Consider the following 19,993-nt stretch of genomic DNA (forward strand, 5'->3'; position numbering starts at 1 on the left):
TTGTTGTTGAAAGTTCAACGAGTGCCGGACACCAAGCGGCACCCCTTACTTAGGAGCAGCAGCCATGGGTCTCTTCACCCGCCGCGCCCAGGACACCACCACGACCGCCGTCGCCACCCTCGACGTGGACCCGGCCCTCGCCGCGCTCACCGGCGACTACGTCATCGACGCCTCCCACAGCAGCATCGGGTTCACCGTCCGCCACGCGATGGTCACCAACGTGCGCGGCAGCTTCGCCGACCACGAGGGCTCCCTGCACCTGGACGGCACCGACCCGTCCCGCTCCACCGCCTCCATCGACGTGAAGATCGCCTCCGTCGACACCGGCATCGGCGACCGCGACGGCCACCTGCGTTCCGGGGACTTCTTCGACGCCGAGACCTTCCCGCTGATGACCTTCCGCTCCACCGAGGCGCAGCAGCTCGGCGGCGACGCGTACCGCATCACCGGCGAGCTGACCATCAAGGACGTCACGCGCCCGCTCTCCATCGACCTGGAGTTCGGCGGCTCGGCCACCGACGTCTACGGCAACGAGCGCGTCGGGTTCGAGGGCTCGGCCGAGATCCTGCGCTCCGACTGGGGCCTGACCTGGAACGCGGCCCTGGAGACCGGCGGCGTGATGGTCAGCGACAAGGTGAAGCTGACCTTCGACATCTCGGCGATCAAGCAGGCGTGAGCCTGGTTCCACACTGCGGGGCCGGGGGCGGCTAGAAGTCGCCCCCGCCGAACCCGCCGCCGCCGTCGAAGCCGCCTCCCCCGCCGAAGTCCCCGCCGCCGAAGTCGGACGGGTTGAAGTCGGCCCCGGAGACGTCGCCGCCGTCGAAGCCGCCGCCTCCTCCGTCGAATCCGTTGCCGCCTCCGAAGTCGGAGGCGTAGGCCGGACTGGACATCATCGAACCGAGCATCGTGCCCATGAGCAGGCCGGGCAGGATGCCGCCGCCGAAGTAGCCGCCGGCCCAGGGGCCGTACGCCGGGCCGGCGTCGTAGTAGGGGCGCGGACCGTGCTCGGTGTCGACGGTGCGGACCGCCGGGTCCTGGCCGTCGCGCAGCCGGACGGCGTCCGCCGCACAGACCGGGACCGTACGGGCGGCTCCGCCCGCCGGGGCCCAGGCCGCGTCCTCGGTGCTCGGCCCGTGGCGCGGGTCGAAGAAGCAGGGTGCGCGGCGCTCGGGCAGCGGCCGGCCCTGCCGACGCGCGTCGAGGCGGGCCAGGGCGTACCGGCCGTCTTCGAGGGCCTGGGTGACCCCCTTGACCTCCTCCGGGTGCTGCACGGAGGCCATGATCTGCTTGGCCTTCTCGTACGAGTCGAGGCCCTGCTCGTAGTCCGCCCGCATGGCGTCGTCGGCGCCGGGCTCACCGGGGTGGAAGTCGAGGCGCTCCAGCTCCTCGCCGAAGGCCGTGATGTCCTCGTCGACGACCACGCTCAGCCGGGCGATGGACTCGCGCCGGAGCTCTTCCTTCTTCTTGCGGTTGCGCTTGACCAGCGCGTACGCCCCGCCACCGCCGACGGCTGCCACCACGCCGAGTCCGATCAGGGCGCCCACCGGGGCGCCGCCGCCGTCGGTGCTCGCGGTGCCCCAGGAGGCCGGGGCCTTGCCCTTGGCCTGGGCGAGGGCCTGGTCCACGAAGGCGTTGAGCTCGGTGTTCGCGTCCGCAGCCCCGCCCGCCTTGACGGCGTCGACCAGGTTGCGGACCGCGTTGCCGGGCATGACCGCCCGGTCGGCGCCGGCGTTGAAGCCTTCCCCGAGCCGGATCGCGTAGAGCCCGGTGATGCCGGTCTCGGTACGGACCGTCTTGAGCACGCTGGCGGCGGGGAACTCGGCGGTGGCCGGCAGTACGGCCACGAACACCGGCTTCCCGGCGTCCTTGATCTTCTTCTCGAGCGCCTGGGCCTGCGCGGGCGACAGCTGCGCCTCGGCGCGGGGGTCCACGTAGACCGGGCCCTTCTTGAGGGCCTCCGCCACGGTGGTGGTCCCGTCGGCCGCCGACGCCTGCGGGGCGACCAGCAACGCGGTCGCGGACAGCGCCAGCAGCAGAGCGGCCAGCAGCGATCCAAAAGATACGGATATAAGCCTGGTCCTCATATCCATGACGCTACCCGAACGGGTGCAATCCTGTGTGAGCCGGACATAAGTCCTGCCCCACCGGCTGACCGCTCTGGCTGACCCCACCCGGCTGACCCCACCGGCCGACCGCGCCGTCTCACCCCGCCGGAGCGCGGCGAGACGGCGTCCGCGGACTACTCCGCCGGCTCCACGCCCGCGTGCAGGAGGCCGTAGGTGAAGGCGTCTTCCAGGGCCTGCCAGGAGGCCGCGATCACGTTCGGGGCGACGCCGACCGTGTTCCACTCGCGGGTGCCGTCCGTCGTGGTGACCAGGACCCGGGTCGTGGAGGAGGTGCCGTGTGCGCCCTCCAGGATGCGGACCTTGTAGTCGATCAGCTCGAACTTCGCGAGCTGGGGGTAGAAGCGTTCGAGGGCGACCCGCAGCGCGCGGTCCAGCGCGTTGACCGGGCCGTTGCCCTCCGCCGTCGCGACGATCCGCTCGCCCTTCGCCCACAGCTTCACCGTGGCCTCGTTGGCGTGCGTGCCGTCGGGGCGGTCCTCGACGATGGCCCGCCAGGACTCGATGCGGAAGTACTTGCGCGCCCGGCCCTCGGCCTCGGCGCGCAGCAGCAGCTCGAAGGAGGCGTCGGCGGCCTCGTACGTGTAGCCCTGGAGTTCCCGCTCCTTGACCCGCTCCACCACCCGGGAGACCAGTGCGCGGTCCCCGCCGAGGTCGACGCCGAGCTCCTTGCCCTTGAGCTCGATGGAGGCCCGGCCGGCCATGTCGGAGACGAGCATCCGCATGGTGTTGCCGACCCGCGCGGGGTCGATGTGCTGGTACAGGTCCGGGTCGACCTTGATGGCCGAGGCGTGCAGGCCCGCCTTGTGCGCGAAGGCGGAGACCCCGACGTAGGGCTGGTGCGTGGAGGGGGTGAGGTTGACGACCTCGGCGATGGCGTGCGAGATCCGGGTCATCTCGGCCAGGGCGCCCGCGGGCAGGACCGTGCGGCCGTACTTGATCTCCAGCGCGGCGACGACCGGGAAGAGGTTGGCGTTGCCGACCCGCTCGCCGTAGCCGTTCGCGGTGCACTGCACGTGGGTGGCGCCGGCGTCCACGGCGGCCAGCGTGTTGGCGACGGCGCAGCCGGTGTCGTCCTGGGCGTGGATGCCCAGGCGGGCGCCGGTGTCGGCCAGTACGGTCGCCACCGTCGCTGTGATCTGCGCGGGCAGCATGCCGCCGTTGGTGTCGCAGAGGACCACGACGTCGGCGCCGGCCTCGTGTGCGGCGCGTACGACGGACTTCGCGTACTCGGCGTTGGCCCGGTAGCCGTCGAAGAAGTGCTCACAGTCGACGAAGACCCGGCGGCCCTGGGAGACCAGGTGGGCGACGGTGTCGCGGACCATCTCCAGGTTCTCTTCGAGGGTGGTGCGCAGGGCGAGCTCGACGTGCCGGTCGTGGGACTTGGCGACCAGGGTGATCACCGGGGCGCCGGATTCCAGCAGGGCGCGGACCTGCGGGTCGGTGGCGGCCGAGCCGCCCGCCCTGCGGGTCGCGCCGAAGGCGACGAGCTGGGCGTGCTTGAAGTCGATCTCCGCGCGGGCACGCGAGAAGAACTCCGTGTCGCGCGGGTTGGCGCCGGGCCAGCCGCCCTCGATGAACCCCACCCCGAAGTCGTCCAGGTGCCGGGCGATCGTCAGCTTGTCCGCGACCGTGAGGTTGATGCCCTCACGCTGGGCACCGTCGCGCAGGGTCGTGTCGAAGACGTGGAACCCGTCATCGGGGCCGGGGCCCGAAGCCGGCGCAGTCGGCTCGGTCGCCTCTGTCGTCGTCATGCTGATCTGACTCCTGTCGGATGGGTGGTTCCGGATGCCGCCCTCGGGGCAGGCCGACGCCACTGCCCCCATCATCGCGCGCTGCCCGATTCCGGCGCGTTCGGGCCGGAAAACGAAAAAACCTCTCGCGGGTGCGAGAGGTCTGCGCGCGGGTCTGGGGCACGGTGGCCGCCTCCGCGAAGTTCTTTCGCGGCTCAGCGGCCACTGGGGACCGGCGCGCTGCTGTCCATAATCATGAGCTGAGCAGGCACGTCGGCAGTCTGCCATACCGCATGCCGCGGCTGGACGGGGATCTCAGTATGCGGGCACCCCCGTCCGGCCTGGTGCGGCTCCGTGCCGGGGCTCCGCCCCGGACCCCGCGCCTCAAACGCCGGCGGGGCTGGAATCGCCATGAGGGGTCAGCGCCTCGCTGAGGAACTCGCCGACGTGCTCCAGGATGTCGCCCCGCCCTATCCCGGGCAGGCCGACGGCGACCTGGATGCTGAACCCGTCGAGCAGGGCCCGCAGCCGGGCCGCGAAGCGGTCCGGGTCGACCGGGCGGAACTCTCCGCGCGAGATGCCCTCGGCAAGCAGGGCCACCAGGTCGCGGTGCCAGGCGCCCTCGATGGCCCCTTGGCGGTCCCGTTCCCCCGGTCCCGCGTTCTGCGAGCGGTTCCAGACCTCCAGCCACAGCGTCCAGTGCGGATCCCGGGCGCCCTCGGGCACGTACAGGTCCACGTACGCCTGCAGGCGCTCGCGCGCCGGGCCGCGGCGGGACAGCAGGGCGCGGCGGCGGGTGCCGAGCGCCGCCTCGCTCCACTCCAGGGTCTGCAGCAGGAGCTCGTCCTTGGTGCGGAAGTAGTAGAGGAGGTGGCCGCTGCTCATGCCGACCTGGCGGCCCAGGCCGGCCATGGTCAGACCGTCCAGGCCGCGTTCGGCGATGGTGGCCATGGCGGCGACCAGTACGTCCTCGCGCGGCGGCGCGTTCTTGCGCGCGGCACGTACCTCACCCGCCACCATGGCCCACTCCTCGTCCCGGCCGCCCTCTCGGGGTCAGACCTTCGGCTGCTGCTGGGTGATGCAGTGGATACCGCCACCCCCGGCGAAAATCGTACGTGCGTCGACGAGCGTCACGGTCCGCTCGGGGAAGAGACCGCGGAAGATCTCCGCCGCCTCCTCGTCGCGCGGGTCGTCGAAGGCGCACAGGACCACGCCGCCGTTGCACAGGTAGTGGTTGATGTAGGAGTAGTCGACCCACTCCCCGTCCTCTTCCAGCACGGTCGGCGCCGGGATCTCCACGACCTGGAGCTGACGCCCCCGGGCGTCGGTGGACGCGCGCAGGAGGGCGGCGATGGTCTTGCCGCGCTCGTGGTCCGGGTGGGCCGGGTCGGGCTGGCTGTGGACCATGACCACGCCGGGGCGGGCGAAGGCGGCGACGATGTCCACGTGGCCCTGGGTGCCGTAGGTGCCGTAGTCGCCGGCCAGGCCGTACGGGAGCCAGATCGCCTTGGTGGTGCCCAGGTGGGCGTGGATCTCGGCCTCGACCTGCTCGCGGGTCCAGTCGGGGTTGCGGCCCTTGCCGAGCTGCACGGTGTCGGTGAGGAGGACGGTGCCCTCGCCGTCCACGTGGATGGCGCCGCCCTCGTTGACCAGCGCGGTGCTGTAGGTGCGGGTCCCGACGATGCCGGAGATCTCGCGGGCGACCTTCGAGTCGTGGTCCCAGCGGGCCCAGTCCTGGGCGCCCCAGCCGTTGAAGGTCCAGTCGACGGCGGCCAGCTCGCCCGCGTCGTTGGTGACGAAGGTCGGGCCGATGTCGCGCATCCAGGCGTCGTCGAGCTCGCGCTCGACCAGCTCGATGTCATCGCCGACGACGGCGCGGGCGCTGTCGGCATCACCGGGCGAGACCACCAGGGTCACCGGTTCGTACGAGCGCACCGCGCGGGCCACGGCGCCCCAGGCCTCGCGGGCCTCGGCGAGCTCCTGGTCGTTGGTGAAGGTGGGGTTGGGGCTGGGCCAGGCCATCCAGGTGCGCTCGTGGGGCGTCCACTCGGCGGGCATCCGGAATCCGGCGTTCACGGGCGTGGTGTCGGTCATGGCAGGGGTCCTTAGGGCTTACAGGAAGTACAGGCGGTTGAGGGAGACCGATTCGGCCGCTTCGGAGCGCAGCGGTTCCCCGTCGAGGGAGACGAGTCCGCTGCGCGCGTCCACATCGACCGCGCCCACCCGGGAGTTGAGGAGCAGGTTCCCGGGGCCGATGCCCCGGGTGCCGCGGACGGCGACCCGGCGCCTGCGGGTCGGCATCTCGTCGCTGCCCAGGGCCGCCGCGGCGGCCGAGACGAAGGCGACGGAGATATCGGCCGCGGTGGCTCCGTACGAGCCGAACTGCGGTCCGAGGACCAGCGGTTCGCAGGTGTCGGTGGCGGCGTTGGGGTCACCGGTGACCCCGTATGCCGGGAAGCCGGACTTGAGGACCAGTTGGGGCTTGGCGCCGAAGAACTGGGGGCGCCACAGCACGATGTCGGCGAGCTTGCCGACCTCGATGGAGCCGATCTCGTGGGCCAGGCCGTGGGCGATGGCCGGGTTGATGGTCAGCTTGGCCATGTAGCGCAGGACGCGGGCGTTGTCGTCGCCCTCGCCGTCGCCGTCCAGCGGTCCCAGCTCGCCCTTCATCTTGGCGGCCATGGCGAAGGTGCGGCGGATGGTCTCGCCCGCGCGGCCCATGCCCTGGGCGTCGGAGGAGGTGATGCCGATCGCGCCGAGGTCGTGCAGGACGTCCTCGGCCCCCATCGTGCCCGCGCGGATCCGGTCGCGGGCCATGGCGGCGTCGCCGGGGAGGTCCGGCTTGAGGTCGTGGACGGAGACGATCATGCCGTAGTGCTCGGCGACCGCGTCCCGGCCGAAGGGCAGGGTCGGGTTGGTGGAGGAGCCGATGACGTTCGGCACGCCGGCCATCTTGAGGACGTTGGGGACGTGGCCGCCGCCGCAGCCCTCGATGTGGAAGGCGTGGATGGTCCGGCCGTCCAGCACCCGCAGGGTGTCCTCGACGGACAGGCACTCGTTGAGGCCGTCGCTGTGCAGGGCGACCTGGACGTCGTACTCCTCTGCGACGCGCAGGGCGGTGTCCAGGGCGCGGGTGTGCGCGCCCATGTCCTCGTGGACCTTGAACCCGGAGGCCCCGCCTTCGGCGAGCGCCTCGATCAGCGGGGCCGGGTCCGAGGAGGAACCCCGGGCCAGGAAGCCGATGTTGACGGGCCAGGCGTCGAAGGCGTTGAAGGCGTGCTTGAGCGCCCACGGCGAGTTGACGCCGACGCCCCAGACCGGGCCGAACTCCTGCCCGATGATGGTGGTGACGCCCGCGGCGAGCGAGGCCTCCATGATGCGCGGGGAGAGCAGGTGCACATGGGTGTCGACGGCGCCGGCGGTGGCGATCATGCCCTCGCCGGAGACGATGCTCGTCCCCGTGCCGACCACGACGTCCACCCCGTCGAGGGTGTCGGGGTTGCCGGCCCGGCCGATCGCGTGGATGCGGCCCTCACGGATGCCGATGGAGACCTTGCGGATGCCGAGGACGGCGTCGATGACCAGCACGTTGCTGATCACCACGTCGCAGGTGTCGCGGACGGCGGCGGCCTTCAGGTGCAGCCCGTCGCGGGCCGTCTTGCCGAAACCGGCCAGGAACTCGTCCCCGGGCTTCTGCGCGTCGGACTCCACCCGGACGGTCAGCCCGGAGTCGCCGAGCCGGACCCGGTCGCCGGCGCGGGGGCCGAAGACGGAGGCGTACTCGTGCGGGTCGATGTGCCGACTGCCGGGTGCGCAGTGGTCACTGTGCCTGGTCTGCTTGCTCACGCCTGGTCTCCGTCCGTGGCGTCGGTTCCATCGGTCGCGTCGGTCCGCTCGGCCCCGTCGGTCCGCTCGGCCCCGTCCGTGCCGAGGTAGCCGCAGGCGGCCGCGCGGCGCAGGGCTTCGGCCTTGGCGCCGGGGGCGTCCAGCGGCCCGTCGACCAGCCCCGCGAAGCCGATCGCGATGCGGTCCCCGCCGATGGGGACGAGGCCGACCTCGCCCTCGCCGTGCGGGTCGAACCGTACGGACGAGCCCGCCGGTACGCACAGGCGCATGCCGTACGCCGCTGCGCGGTCGAAGTCGAGGCGCGGGTTGGCCTCGAAGAAGTGGAAGTGGGAGGTGACGCTCACCGGCACCGGGGCGGTGTTGCGCACGCGCAGGTGGACCGTGGGCTCCGGCTGGGGGGCTCCGGGGCCGGGCACGACCGCGCCCGGGGCGTCCTCGCCCAGGCCGACGGCGCCCCGGATCGGGGACGAGACCACCGCGAGGCGGGATCCGTCGTCGAAGACGGCCTCCACGTGCACCTCGGTGACCACGTCGCTGACGCCGGGCAGGACATCGTCCGGGCCCAGCACGGAGCGGGCCTCCTCGATGGCCTCCGCCAGCCGCTTGCCGTCGCGCGCGGCCTCGCAGACCGTGTCCGCGACGAGCGCGGTGGCCTCCGGGACGTTGAGCTTCAATCCGCGGGCCCGTCGGGCCCTGGCCAGTTCCGCAGCGCTGCGGAGAAGCAGCCGGTCGCGCTCCGTAGGGGTCAGCCGCACGCCGATCCACCACCCTTTGAGTCGATGGGTTAGAGCATCACTCTAACTCTTCATTTCCCTGCAATGAAGCATTGACCTGAGACCAGCACTTAGGTCACATTGAGTGTCGCTCAAACATTGCATTGCCACCCCCCGCCCTGCCAAGGGAGCCCCCCCATGCCCATCGAACAGCGCGGAGTCGACACCATCCCGGAGGAGGAACGGACCAGCGGTCCCCGTGACCTGATTTCGATCCTCCTCGGCTCCAATCTCTGCCTCGGTGTGATCGTCTTCGGCTGGCTGCCCCCGTCCTTCGGACTGGGTCTGTGGCCGTCGGTCACCGCCATCGTCGTCGGCACCCTCGTCGGCATCGCCTTCACCGCGCCGCTGGCGCTCGTCTCCCTGCGCACGGGGACCAACCTCTCCACCTCCAGCGGCGCCCAGTTCGGCGTCCGCGGCCGGCTCGTCGGCTCGGTGGTCGGCCTGCTGCTCTCCCTCGGCTACACCGCGCTGACCCTGTGGATAGGCGGCGACGTGATGGTCGGCGCCCTGTCCCGGCTCACCGGGCTGCCGGACACCGGCCTCTCCCGGGCCGTGATGTACGGCGTGCTCGCCGCGTGCACCGTCGTCGGGGCCGTCTTCGGCTACCGGCTGCTGCTGCGCATGAGCAAGGTGCTCTCCATCGGCATGGTGCTGCTGCTGGCCGTCGGCGTGTTCGCCTACGCACCCGACTTCACCACCGCCGCTCCGCCGGACACCGTGTACCTGCTCGGCTCCTTCTGGCCGACCTGGCTGCTCGCCGCCGTCGCCGCCGGGCTCAGCGGGCCCGTCGCCTTCATCACCCTGCTCGGCGACTACACCCGCTACATCTCCCCGCGCAGGCACGGCTCCCGCAAGGTGCTCTGGTCCACCGGGCTCGGCCTGCTCGTCGGGCTGCTGATCCCGCAGCTCTTCGGCACCTACACCGCGCTCGCCGCCCGGGCCGGCGCCGAGTACGCCGGTCCGCTGGTCGACGCCGCGCCGTTCTGGTACCTGGTTCCGCTGCTGGTCGCCGCGGCGGCCGGATCGGTCGGCAACGCCGGGCTGATGCTCTACTCGATGGGCCTCGACCTCGACGCCATCGTGCCCAAGGCCACCCGCACCACGGCCACCGTGATCGCCGCGGCCGTGGCCACCGCCTTCGTGTTCGTCGGCTCCTTCGAGTGGGACGTACAGGCCGCGATGACCTCGTTCGTGCTGCTGCTGACCGCGATCGGCACCCCGTGGGCCGTGATCACCCTCATCGGCTACGTCCGCTGCCGCGGCCGCTACGACGCCGAGGCCCTGCAGGTCTTCAACCGTCGCGCCAAGGGCGGGGTCTACTGGTTCCGCGGCGGCTGGAACATCTCGGCCACCCTCTCCTGGGCCGTCGGCGCGGGCGTCGGCCTGCTCGCCGTGACCACCCCGTTCTACGAGGGCCCGCTGCTGGCCCTGACCGGCGGCGTGGACTGCTCCTTCGTCCTCTCCGGCCTGACCGGCGGCCTGGTCTACACGGCCCTGACCGCCCGCACGGCCCCCGCCCCGGCGCCCGCCGAAGCCGCCGAGCAGCCGGTCGCCGCCTGAGCCACCCCGTACGCGAGTTCCCCGGTTCGGCCTCGCGGTCAACCCTCGGGCCTGCGCCGGCGTCTACCGGTACAGCGGTGGCCGAACAGGAAAGGGCCGCCACGAACGACACGGAGAGGCGTCGTGGAAGAACTCGCATACGTGGCGGGCAAGATCGTCAAGGGGGCCGCGGGCCTGGCCTACGCCTTCGGTGACGCCCTGGTGGGCCTCGGCCCGGACGGGACGAACCAGGAGCGCGGGAAGAAGCGCGAAGACGAGAAGAAGCACGAGGGCGAGGCGGACAAGGAGCGCTGACCACGCCCCCTGCCGCTCAACGCCGAAGGCCCCCCGCACATCGCGCGGGGGGCCTTCGGGCGGTTCGGGACCGGAGGGACTAGCCCAGCGGGTGCATCCAGCCGTGGGTGTCGGCGTTGTGGCCGGTCTGGAGGTCCAGGAGGGCCTTGCGGAGCTTCATGGTGACCTCGCCGGGCTCACCGTTGCCCTGGGTCCAGTTCGCGCGCTCCGACTTGACGGAGCCGACCGGGGTGATCACGGCGGCCGTACCGCAGGCGAAGACCTCGGTCAGGGTGCCGTTCTCGTTGTCGCGCTTCCAGTCCTCGGTGGTGATGCGGCCCTCTTCGGCGGTGTAGCCGAGGTCGCGGGCGATGGTGAGGAGGGAGTCGCGGGTGATGCCGGGGAGGAGCGAGCCGGTGAGCTCGGGGGTGACGATGCGGTCGCCGTACACGAAGTACAGGTTCATCCCGCCCATCTCCTCGATCCAGCGGTGCTCGACGGCGTCGAGCCAGACCACCTGGTCGCAGCCGTGCTCGGCGGCCTGGGCCTGCGCGACGAGCGATGCCGCGTAGTTGCCGCCGGTCTTGGCGGCGCCGGTGCCGCCCTTGGCCGCGCGGACGTACTCCTCGGAGAGCCAGACGGAGACGGGCTTGACGCCCCCGGGGAAGTAGGCGCCGGCGGGCGAGGCGATCACGATGAAGAGGAACTCGTTCGCCGGGCGGACGCCGAGGCCGACCTCGGTGGCGAACATGAAGGGCCGCAGGTAGAGCGAGGCCTCGCCGGAGTCCGGCACCCAGGCGCGGTCCTGCTTGATCAGCGCGTCACAGGCGGCGATGAACAGGTCGGTCGGCAGCTCCGGCATCGCCATCCGGCGGGCGGAGGACTGGAAGCGCTCGGCGTTGGCCCGCGGACGGAAGGTGGCGACGGTGCCGTCGGGCTGCTTGTAGGCCTTGAGCCCCTCGAAGATCGTCTGCGCGTAGTGCAGGGTCATGTTCGCCGGGTCCATCGACAGGGGCGCGTACGGGACCAGCTCCGCGTCGTGCCAGCCACGGCCCTCGGTCCACTTGATCGTGACCATGTGGTCGGTGAAGTGGCGGCCGAAGCCGGGGCTGACCAGGATCGCGTCGCGCTCCGCGGCGGACAGGGGGGTCGAGGAGGGCTTCAGCTCGATCGTGGGCGTCGTCATGAGTGCTTGTCCTTCACCGGTTTTGTAGGGCGGACCGCGCTCACGGCGTACTAGGACGTCCGAGCTTCCCCGTATTCCGCGGCCTCGCGTTCGATTATCGCGCGGGAGGACGCTTCGGTGAAACGGGGTGAATGCGGCCCAGGAGAGATGGTGACACCCGGGGCCGCACAGGAAAAGCCGCCGGGTGCGGTGGTCGCGACCCGGCGGCTTCCTGGAGGTGGGGCTACCGGGTCAGCCGGCTACTCGCGCGGCGAGGGCGTCGCCGATGGCGTCGGTGGAGCGGAAGGTGCCGTCGCGCTCGGCCAGGTCGGCGGAGACCGCGTCCTCGATGCGGGCGGCCTGGGCCTCGTAGCCGAGGTGGCGCAGCAGGAGGGCGACCGAGAGGATGGTCGCGGTCGGGTCGGCCTTGCCGGTGCCGGCGATGTCCGGGGCCGAGCCGTGGACGGGCTCGAACATGGACGGGAAGGCGCCGGTCGGGTTGATGTTGCCCGAGGCGGCCAGGCCGATTCCACCGGTCACGGCGGCGGCCAGGTCGGTGAGGATGTCACCGAAGAGGTTGTCCGTGACGATGACGTCGAAGCGCTCCGGCTGGGTGACGAAGAAGATCGTCGCGGCGTCGACGTGCAGGTAGTCGGTGGTGACCTCGGGGTACTCCTGGCCGACCTTGTCGAAGATGTTCTTCCACAGGTGACCGGCGTAGACGAGCACGTTGTTCTTGTGGACCAGCGTCAGCTTCTTGCGCGGGCGGGCGTTGGCACGCTCGTACGCGTCCCGGACCACGCGCTCGACGCCGTAGGCCGTGTTGAGGCTGACCTCGGTGGCCACCTCGGCCGGGGTGCCGGTGCGCAGGCTGCCGCCGTTGCCGGTGTACGGGCCTTCGGTGCCCTCGCGGACCACGACGAAGTCGATCTCCGGACGGCCGGCGAGCGGGGTGGCCGTGTTGGGGAAGAGCTTCGACGGGCGCAGGTTGATGAAGTGGTCGAAGGCGAAGCGGAGCTTCAGCAGCAGACCGCGCTCCAGGACGCCCGACGGGACCGAGGGGTCGCCGATGGCGCCCAGCAGGATCGCGTCGTGGTGCTTGAGGGCTTCGAGCTCCGCATCCGGGAGGGTTTCACCGGTGCGGTGCCAGCGCTGGGCGCCGAGGTCGTATTCCTTGGTCTCCAGCTTCACATCCTGGGGCAGGACCGCGGTAAGGACCTTGAGGCCCTGAGCCACGACTTCCTGGCCGATGCCATCACCGGGGATCACTGCGAGATTGATGCTGGTCGACATGGTGGAACCGTACTCCTTGTCCCATCCCTCAGACATATTGCGTCCACCATGTGGACGCAATATGTACGGGTCCGGGAGGGCTCGGCGGCAGGCCAGGGACCTGATTGCGGCAGGCCGGTGGCCGGCCGGCGGCCGGTCCGCGGTGGGCCGGCAGCCGGTCGAGCGCGCCGGTCAGTGGCCGGTCGAGCCGCCGTTGTCGCGGCGGTCCAGCGCGCGCTGGAGGGCGGCGGCGGCGTTCTTCCGGTCCGCTTCGGCGGAGGCGGAGCGGCGGACGCGGCGGGCGGTGGTGGAGGGGGTGTGCGTCATGGTGATCGACTCCTTGAGATCACGGCGCGGCGAGGCCGCGGATGAGGGGTTCCTTCAAGGCGCCGGAAGAGGCGGGGAGCGGTGCGCGGCAGGGGTTGCCTGCCATGGGGCGCGCGCTCTCGACCGCCATTCGCCGGATCGGCGAGACGTTCGGCTTCTACAACGTAAGCCAGCTCCCGCTGTATGTCTCCGCAATTACTCGGACTTCCTACTATCTGAGACGCCGAACCGCCCGGAAGCCCCCTTCAAGGGATCCGTTTTCAGCCGCTCACGGCACGAAGTTCCCTGATCAGAGCCCGTACGGCCAGGGTCGCAGCGGATTCCGGTGTGGTGACGTACCCCACGCGCCTCACCGGCCCCTCCGGACCCAAACCGGTGATGTCCACGGCTCCGGTCGCCTCCCGGAGGGACAGCTCGGGCATGATCGCCATGCCGAGCCCCCGCCCCACCATGGTCAGCACCATCGCGTCGTCCTCCGCCTTGACGGTCGCCCGCGGGATCCAGTCCTGCGCCAGCCACCAGCTGCGGGTGTAGGAGCCGCAGTTCTCGTCCCAGTCCATCAGGGGCAGCGCCTTCGGGTCGGGGTGTCCGGCCGGATGCACCAGGGCGTACGCCTCCTCCACGAGCACCCCGCTCAGCAGACCGGGCGGCAGGCCCTGTGCAACGCCCAGCGTCGCGATGCCGAGGTCCGCGCGGCCCGCGGCCACCTCCCCGGCCGCGCCGGCGCCGAGTTCGCGCACCACCCGGACCTCGGGGCGGATGCCGGGGTGGCGGGCGGTGAGCCGCTCCAGGGCCGGGGGCAGCAGGTGCAGGGCCGCACTGCGGAACGCGGCGATCCGCAGCACGCCGTCCAGTGCCGCCGGGGCAGCGGACCGGCCCGCGCCGCGCGCCTCCGCGCCCATGACCTCGTAGAGCCGCAGGATCCGGCGGGCGTGCCCGACGGCCCGCTCCCCCGCCGGGGTGGGCGAGGCGCCGGTGCGGCCGCGCTCGAAGAGCACCGCGCCGAGTTTGGCCTCGCTGCCGCGCACCGAGTGCGAGACGGCCGACTGGGTGAGGCCGAGCGAGGCGGCCGCGGCGGAGAAGCCGCCGCGCTCGGCGACGGCCACCAGCACCCGCAGTTCCTGCGGGAGGAGCTCGGCCACGGGGCCCTCACCTCGTTCTATGAGCGTCGTTCATGGGTGTGCGGCTTCCATGAGCCAAACCCCCTGCCCGGCCCGGGGATTCCCTCCTAGCGTCCTCGCCATGACCACGAACACCGCTTTCGCCGTCCACCAGATCGCCCGCCCGACCGGCTTCCCCGCCGCCTCGGACTTCGCCTACGTCCGGACCCCGGTCCCCGAGCCGCGCCCCGGCACCGCCCTGGTGGAGAACCTGCTGCTCTCCGTGGACCCGTACCACCGCGGACTGATGGACGGCGGCGACGGCGGCTTCGAGCTCGGCACCCCGCTGGAAGGCCGCTCGGTGGGCCGGGTCGTCGCCTCCCGCGACCCGGGCCTCGCGGAGGGCGACCTGGTCTTCCACCGCGAGGGCTGGCGCACCCACGCCCTCGTCACCGCGGGCGCCGGCGGCACCCGCAAACTCCGCGGCCACGAGGGCGTCCCGCTGGAGGCGTACCTCTCCATCCTCGGCGGCACCGGCCTGACCGCGTACGCCGCCCTGACCCGCACCGCGAGCCTGCGCGAGGGCGAGGACCTCTTCGTCTCGGCCGCGGCGGGCGGGGTCGGAACGGCCACCGGCCACATCGCCCGGCTGCTCGGCGCCCGCCGGATCATCGGCAGCGCCGGTTCGGCGGCGAAGGTCCGCCACCTCACCGGGGTCCTCGGCTTCGACGCGGCCTTCGACTACCACGACGGGCCGGTCGGCGAGCAGCTCGCACAGGCCGCGGCCGCCACGGGGGGCGGCATCGACGTCTACGTGGACAACGTCGGCGGGGACCACCTGGAGGGGGCGATCGACGTGCTGCGCGAGTACGGACGGATCGCCTGGGTCGGCGGGATCTCGATGTACAACGGCGACCGCTCCCCCGCCGCGCCCCGCAACCTCTTCGAGGTCGTACACAAGTCGCTGCGCCTGGAAGGGGTATTGGTTCGCAATCACACCAATCTGCAGGACGAACTGGAGGACTTCCTCGTACCCCATCTGCGCAGTGGCCGGATCGGTACCGACACCACCGTTGTACAGGGGTTTGATCACACGGTGGATGCCTTCCGGGGCATGCTCCGAGGGGACAATCTGGGCAAGATGCTCGTACGGGTCGATGGCTGAATCAGGCCACCCGGATGTTCACCGACTTCTTACCGCACGGATGTAGACCTTTGGCGCGGCTACCGCCACTCTTGCCGTCAATGTGCCAGCGGGGCACTTGAGTTGGAGGCGAGCAGCCAGTGACACCTATCAGCCGCAGAGGATTCGTGGGAATCGGCGCCGGGCTGATGGCAGGGGCGGCCCTGCCCGCGATCGCGCCGACCTCGGCGGCCGCGGCCGCCGCGTCCGGCACGATCACCGACGTGAAGCACGTGGTGATCCTGATGCAGGAGAACCGCAGCTTCGACCACTACTTCGGCAAGCTGAAGGGTGTCCGCGGCTTCGGCGACCGCGCCGCCGGCAACATCCCGGGCGGCTGGGGCATGTTCAACCAGCCCAACTGGGGCGGCCGCCAGTACCCGTGGAAGCTCAGCTCCACCCCGCCGGTGGGCGGGGTGGACGGCGAAACCCTCGCCCAGTGCAACGGCGACCTCCCGCACAGCTGGACCTCACAGCACGCGGCCTGGAACAAGGGCCGCATGGACAACTTCGTCACCGGCGTCGGCAACACCCGCACCCTCGGGTACCTCGACCGCGGCGACATACCGTTCCACTACGGCATCGCCGACGCCTACACCATCTGCGACGCCTACTTCTGCTCCACCCTGAGCGCGACCGGCCCCAACCGCACCTTCCTGTGGAGCGGCAAGATCGACGCGGGCAGCAAGGACGGCGGCGACGAGTCCGGGCTGACCTGGGAGACGTACGCGGAGGCCCTGCAGCGCGCCGGGATGAGCTGGAAGGTCTACCAGAACGCCCAGGACAACTACGGGGACAACGGGCTCGCCTACTTCAAGAAGTTCACGGACGCCGCCCCCGGCAACCCCCTGTGGGACCGCGGCATGGGCTCCGTCCCCAAGGTCACCGGCTCCACCCCCGACGACATCGCCGCCGCCATCCGCGCGGACGTCGTCGCCGGCACCCTCCCCCAGGTCTCCTGGGTCGTGGCGAACGAGGCCTTCTCCGAGCACCCGTACGCCCCGCCCGGCGACGGCGCGCACTTCGTGGACCTGGTCTACCGTGCGCTCTCGGCCAACCCGGAGGTCTTCGACTCCACCGTCCTCTTCCTCAACTACGACGAGAACGACGGCTTCTTCGACCACGTCCCGCCGCCGGTCGCCCCGCCCGGCACCGCCGGCGAGTACATCGACGGAGTCCCGATCGGGCTCGGTTTCCGCGTCCCGATGATCGTGATGTCCCCGTGGACCCGCGGCGGCTGGGTGAGCTCCGAGATCTTCGACCACACCTCCGTGCTGCGCTTCATGGAGAAGTGGACGGCCGCGCTCGGCACCCCCGCGAACTGTCCGAACATCAGCGCCTGGCGCCGCAAGGTCACCGGCGACCTGACGGGCGTCTTCGACTTCGCGCACCCGGTCTACGGGGTGCCCGCCGGTCTCCCCTCCACGGCCAAGGTCATCGGCCAGGCGACCTGCGGCCCGCTCTCCAACCCGGTGCCGCAGGACAACGCGCAGCCGGTGCAGGAGGCCGGGACCCGGCCCGCGCGCGCCCTTCCGTACCAGGTCAACGGGAACCTGGACCGCTTCGAATTCGGGTCGGGCGGCAAGATCCTGGCCTGGTTCTCGATGACGAACGCGGGCACCGAGGCGAAGCAGGCGGCGCACTTCTCGATCCACCCGCACCAGTACCGGGACACGGCCGCCTGGCAGTACACGGTGGACGTCGGCGCCACGTCGACGGACTACTTCAACATCGGCACCGGCAGCGGCTCCGGCAAGTACGACATCTCGATGTACGGGCCGAACCGCTTCCTGCGGCGCTTCATCGGCGATGCGTCGAAGGCGGGGAAGTCGATCGAGGTCGCGTCCCGCTTCGCGGTGGAGCCCGGCACCGGCAAGACGGCGCTCTACCTCAAGATGACGAACGCCTCGGCCTCCCCGGTCACCTTCACGATCCGCGCGAACGCCTACCGCACGGACGGCCCGTGGACGTACACCGTGCCGGCGAACTCCTCGCGCGAGGACTACTTCAACGTCGTCGCCTACAACAACGGCTGGTACGACTTCACGGTCCTCGCCGACTCCGACGGCACCTGGTCGCGCCGCTACACGGGCCACATCGAGACGGGCGCCCCGAGCATCAGCGGCAGCTAGTGGCCGCCTAGAGCACGTCGCCGTCGCGCCAGTCGAAGTACAGCGGCCCGGCGGTGGGATCGAGCAGCACCCCACCGCCGGGCGGCGTCCACACGTACGTCGAGCCCTCCTCCTCGGGCAGCCGCTCGGGCCCGCCGGGCCCGAGCACCCCGATCTCCCCGCCCCACACCCGCCAGCCGCGGCCCGCGTACAGCCGGGCCCCGGCGGCGGAGGCGCTGAGCGCCCCGAGCACGTAGGCCCGCTCGACGACCCCCTCGGCCGCCTCCATCACCGCGCCACCGAGGCCGCACCGCCGCCGGTCGGCCCGCACCGCCACGGCCTCGACGTACCCGGTGCGCAGCGCCCTCCCCCGGTGCAGCACCCGCCGCTGCACGACGCTCCCGTGCGCGACGAGCTCGCCGCCCTCGTGCACCAGCACGTGCATCCCGCCGAGCGCGTGCTCGAAGTCCTCGTCCCCGAAGTCCCCCTCGAAGGCCCCGTCGAGCAGCTCCCGCACCCGCCGCAGCTCCCCCTCGGCAAGCTGCGAGGTGTGCCGCAGCGTGACTGCGCCTCCGGCTCCTCTGTCATCGTCACCCATCCCGGGACCGTACCAAGCGGGCTCCCCCACCACTCGTATCCGCTATGCGGACATGAAATATCGCCCACCGGCCGGATGGGGCCGACGCGGCTCTGGCGGTCTGGACCATTGGCTCGGCAGACTCGCCCCATGTCTCCCGATACCCAGCAGTGGACCCCGATCCACGGCCAGCCGTACCGTCCCGCCCCCTACCGCCCCGAGCGGATGCCGGCGCAGGAATCCCTCGCGCGCGCCGCCGAGTTGCGCGAGCGGATGGACGGGCGCAGGACCGTACGCCACTTCTCCCCCGACCCGGTGCCCGAGCAGGTGGTCCGGGACGCCATCGCGTGCGCCGCGACCGCGCCCTCCGGGGCGCACCAGCAGCCGTGGACCTTCGTCCTGGTCAAGGACCCGGCCGTACGGGAGCAGATCCGCGCGGCCGCCGAGCAGGAGGAGCAGCTGTCCTACGACGGCCGCCTCGGCGACGAGTGGCTCGCGGCCCTGCGCCCCATCGGCACGGACGCCGTGAAGACCCACCTCACGGACGCCCCGGCCCTGATCGTGGTCTTCCAGCAGCGCTACTGGCTCGGCGAGGACGGCACGAAGCACAAGCACTACTACGTCGACGAGTCGGTCGGCATCGCGGTCGGCATGCTCTTGTCGGCCCTCCACCTCTCCGGCCTGGCCGCCCTGATCCACACCCCGAGCCCGATGCGCTTCCTCTCCCACGTCCTGAACCGCCCCGAGAACGAAAAGGCCTTCGCGGTCATCCCGGTCGGCTACCCGTCCCCCGACTGCGAGGTCCCGGACCTGATCCGCAAGTCCTTGGACCAGGTCATGGTGGAGGTCTAGCCTCCGCTGTCGGCGGGCGCGGCGGGCTCCTCGGCCTCCCGCCCGCCGAGCGCCCCGGCCAGCCGCATCCCGATCCGCACCCGGTCCTCGGCGGAGCACCCTTCCATGGCGGCCCGCACGTGGCGCAGGATCAGCCAGTCCCGCAGGACCTTGGCCACCCCGAGCACGGCTGCCGTGACGATCGCCGCAGTCAGCATCAGACGGCCCTCCGCCCGAGGACCACGCCCGTACCGACGGGGCAAGTCTGGCGCCGTACGGTGACGAAGGCGCCGCCCAGCCCGATCTCCCCGCCGAACCACGGCCGGTCCCGGGGCTGCTCCGCCACGTGCGGCGGCCGGTGCGCCAGCCCGCTGCGGCGCAGCCGCTGCTCCAGCTCCGCCGCCTCCATCGCGCAGCACCACTCGACGACCAGGTCCATGCTTCCGTGGGTGTACGTGTTCGCCCAGCCGTGCGCGGCGGTGGTCACGCCGAGCAGCTGGGGTCGCCTCAAAACCCGGCTGAGCAGCCAATCCTGCGACCGGGCCCGGTCCGGATCGCCACTCCGGCCGGTCCAGGCCGTCAGCTCGGCCGCCTCGGCGGGATGCAGGCGGTGGCGGTCTCGCCGCCACAGTTGCGTCAGCCCGTCGGCGTGGTCCGGGAGCCTCGGCCGCCAGTCCGCGTCCGGGTGGAGCAGTCGAACGACGGCGTTCCCCGCCACGCTCCCGACCACCCACTCGCGGCCCTGCGGTGCCAGCCTGAGGCCGGGGACGCCCCGGATGCCGCCGTAGATGTCGTCCATGCGCGGAAGGAGCGCGCCGAGCACCCGGTCGGCCAGACCCGGGTGCAGGCCGAGTACCAGACCGTCCGCACCCGGCACCGCGCGCGTGAAACCGAGCAGGGTGCCCTGCCGCTGGTCGTCGCGCAGGGCGTTGGCGAGCGCGTGGACCATCTGCGCCTCGAAGGCCCGCTGCGCAGCGCCTCCCGCGTCGGGCACCGGCTGCTGTCGCGTGATCAGGCCGGCGGCGGCCCACTTGAGGCAGGTGTGATGAGCAAGGCCCGTGGCGCCCCGGCAGATGGTGGCCACGCGGTGGCGGTTGTCAGTACGACCGGACATAC

Annotated in this window: 19 protein-coding genes; 6 read left to right on the plus strand and 13 right to left on the minus strand. The window is 71.7% G+C overall.

All coding sequences use genetic code 11. From position 1 onward, the window contains the following. Positions 1 to 64: 64 nt before the first annotated feature. Positions 65 to 676: a YceI family protein gene (locus ACFVX6_RS18845; RefSeq protein ID WP_389692783.1), complete on the plus strand. Its 612-nt coding sequence runs from the start codon at positions 65 to 67 to the stop codon at positions 674 to 676. 31 nt (positions 677 to 707) lie between these two features. Here the strand turns inward: ACFVX6_RS18845 and ACFVX6_RS18850 are convergent, their stop codons facing one another. The 6 genes from ACFVX6_RS18850 to ureA form a co-directional block, all read right to left on the minus strand. Continuing rightward, a complete protein-coding gene (locus tag ACFVX6_RS18850) occupies positions 708 to 2,084 on the minus strand; it encodes a hypothetical protein (RefSeq protein WP_389692785.1) in 1,377 nt (458 codons plus the stop codon). Positions 2,085 to 2,239: 155 nt separating this feature from the next. Beyond that, positions 2,240 to 3,877, minus strand: coding sequence for a citramalate synthase (gene cimA, locus ACFVX6_RS18855; RefSeq protein ID WP_389692787.1), 1,638 nt, complete (start codon positions 3,875 to 3,877; stop codon positions 2,240 to 2,242). A 363-nt stretch (positions 3,878 to 4,240) separates the two neighbouring features. Next, complete coding sequence (locus tag ACFVX6_RS18860) at positions 4,241 to 4,876, minus strand: TetR/AcrR family transcriptional regulator (RefSeq protein WP_389692789.1); 636 nt, start codon at positions 4,874 to 4,876, stop codon at positions 4,241 to 4,243. 33 nt (positions 4,877 to 4,909) lie between these two features. Next, positions 4,910 to 5,950: an agmatine/peptidylarginine deiminase gene (locus ACFVX6_RS18865; RefSeq protein ID WP_389692791.1), complete on the minus strand. Its 1,041-nt coding sequence runs from the start codon at positions 5,948 to 5,950 to the stop codon at positions 4,910 to 4,912. Between the two features lie 18 nt (positions 5,951 to 5,968). Beyond that, complete coding sequence (locus ACFVX6_RS18870; protein WP_389692852.1) at positions 5,969 to 7,651, minus strand: urease subunit alpha; 1,683 nt, start codon at positions 7,649 to 7,651, stop codon at positions 5,969 to 5,971. A gap of 47 nt (positions 7,652 to 7,698) precedes the next feature. Next, positions 7,699 to 8,457 carry an urease subunit gamma gene (gene ureA, locus ACFVX6_RS18875; protein WP_389692793.1) on the minus strand — a complete coding sequence of 253 codons (759 nt, stop codon included), beginning with the start codon at positions 8,455 to 8,457 and terminating at the stop codon, positions 7,699 to 7,701. A gap of 156 nt (positions 8,458 to 8,613) precedes the next feature. Between ureA and ACFVX6_RS18880 the strand changes: the two genes are divergently transcribed. After that, positions 8,614 to 10,038 carry a cytosine permease gene (locus ACFVX6_RS18880; RefSeq protein ID WP_389692795.1) on the plus strand — a complete coding sequence of 475 codons (1,425 nt, stop codon included), beginning with the start codon at positions 8,614 to 8,616 and terminating at the stop codon, positions 10,036 to 10,038. A gap of 123 nt (positions 10,039 to 10,161) precedes the next feature. Next, positions 10,162 to 10,332: a hypothetical protein gene (locus ACFVX6_RS18885; protein WP_389692797.1), complete on the plus strand. Its 171-nt coding sequence runs from the start codon at positions 10,162 to 10,164 to the stop codon at positions 10,330 to 10,332. Between the two features lie 79 nt (positions 10,333 to 10,411). On the opposite strand, the gene ACFVX6_RS18890 is transcribed toward ACFVX6_RS18885, so the two are convergent. From ACFVX6_RS18890 to ACFVX6_RS18905, 4 genes are all read right to left on the minus strand, one after another. Next, entirely contained in the window at positions 10,412 to 11,497 is a 1,086-nt protein-coding gene (locus ACFVX6_RS18890; protein WP_389692799.1) for a branched-chain amino acid aminotransferase, read from the minus strand. Between the two features lie 231 nt (positions 11,498 to 11,728). Next, on the minus strand, positions 11,729 to 12,769 hold the full coding sequence (locus tag ACFVX6_RS18895) for a 3-isopropylmalate dehydrogenase (RefSeq protein ID WP_385380726.1): 1,041 nt from the start codon (positions 12,767 to 12,769) through the stop codon (positions 11,729 to 11,731). A 171-nt stretch (positions 12,770 to 12,940) separates the two neighbouring features. After that, on the minus strand, positions 12,941 to 13,075 hold the full coding sequence (locus ACFVX6_RS18900) for a hypothetical protein (protein ID WP_274549718.1): 135 nt from the start codon (positions 13,073 to 13,075) through the stop codon (positions 12,941 to 12,943). Positions 13,076 to 13,335: 260 nt separating this feature from the next. Continuing rightward, positions 13,336 to 14,217: a LysR family transcriptional regulator gene (locus ACFVX6_RS18905; protein ID WP_389692802.1), complete on the minus strand. Its 882-nt coding sequence runs from the start codon at positions 14,215 to 14,217 to the stop codon at positions 13,336 to 13,338. A gap of 100 nt (positions 14,218 to 14,317) precedes the next feature. On the opposite strand from ACFVX6_RS18905, the gene ACFVX6_RS18910 reads away from it, so the two are divergent. Beyond that, positions 14,318 to 15,340 (plus strand): NADP-dependent oxidoreductase, encoded by a 1,023-nt coding sequence (locus ACFVX6_RS18910; RefSeq protein WP_389692804.1) that lies wholly within the window; start codon positions 14,318 to 14,320, stop codon positions 15,338 to 15,340. 119 nt (positions 15,341 to 15,459) lie between these two features. Next, the gene (locus ACFVX6_RS18915; RefSeq protein ID WP_389692806.1) at positions 15,460 to 17,490 is read left to right on the plus strand and encodes a phosphocholine-specific phospholipase C; all 2,031 of its coding nucleotides are present in this window, start codon (positions 15,460 to 15,462) and stop codon (positions 17,488 to 17,490) included. 7 nt (positions 17,491 to 17,497) lie between these two features. Here ACFVX6_RS18915 and ACFVX6_RS18920 read toward each other — a convergent pair whose 3' ends face one another. Next, a complete protein-coding gene (locus tag ACFVX6_RS18920) occupies positions 17,498 to 18,067 on the minus strand; it encodes a GNAT family N-acetyltransferase (RefSeq protein ID WP_389692808.1) in 570 nt (189 codons plus the stop codon). Between the two features lie 129 nt (positions 18,068 to 18,196). On the opposite strand from ACFVX6_RS18920, the gene ACFVX6_RS18925 reads away from it, so the two are divergent. Beyond that, complete coding sequence (locus ACFVX6_RS18925) at positions 18,197 to 18,898, plus strand: nitroreductase family protein (protein WP_389692810.1); 702 nt, start codon at positions 18,197 to 18,199, stop codon at positions 18,896 to 18,898. Here ACFVX6_RS18925 and ACFVX6_RS18930 read toward each other — a convergent pair. Beyond that, entirely contained in the window at positions 18,895 to 19,095 is a 201-nt protein-coding gene (locus ACFVX6_RS18930; RefSeq protein WP_389692812.1) for a hypothetical protein, read from the minus strand. The genes ACFVX6_RS18925 and ACFVX6_RS18930 overlap by 4 nt on opposite strands. After that, positions 19,095 to 19,991 (minus strand): hypothetical protein, encoded by an 897-nt coding sequence (locus ACFVX6_RS18935; protein ID WP_389692814.1) that lies wholly within the window; start codon positions 19,989 to 19,991, stop codon positions 19,095 to 19,097. The genes ACFVX6_RS18930 and ACFVX6_RS18935 overlap by 1 nt, the downstream gene beginning before the upstream one ends. Positions 19,992 to 19,993 lie beyond the last annotated feature (2 nt).

The organism is Streptomyces sp. NPDC058289 (assembly GCF_042880975.1).
In the GTDB taxonomy this organism is placed as follows: domain Bacteria; phylum Actinomycetota; class Actinomycetes; order Streptomycetales; family Streptomycetaceae; genus Streptomyces; species Streptomyces stoeckheimensis.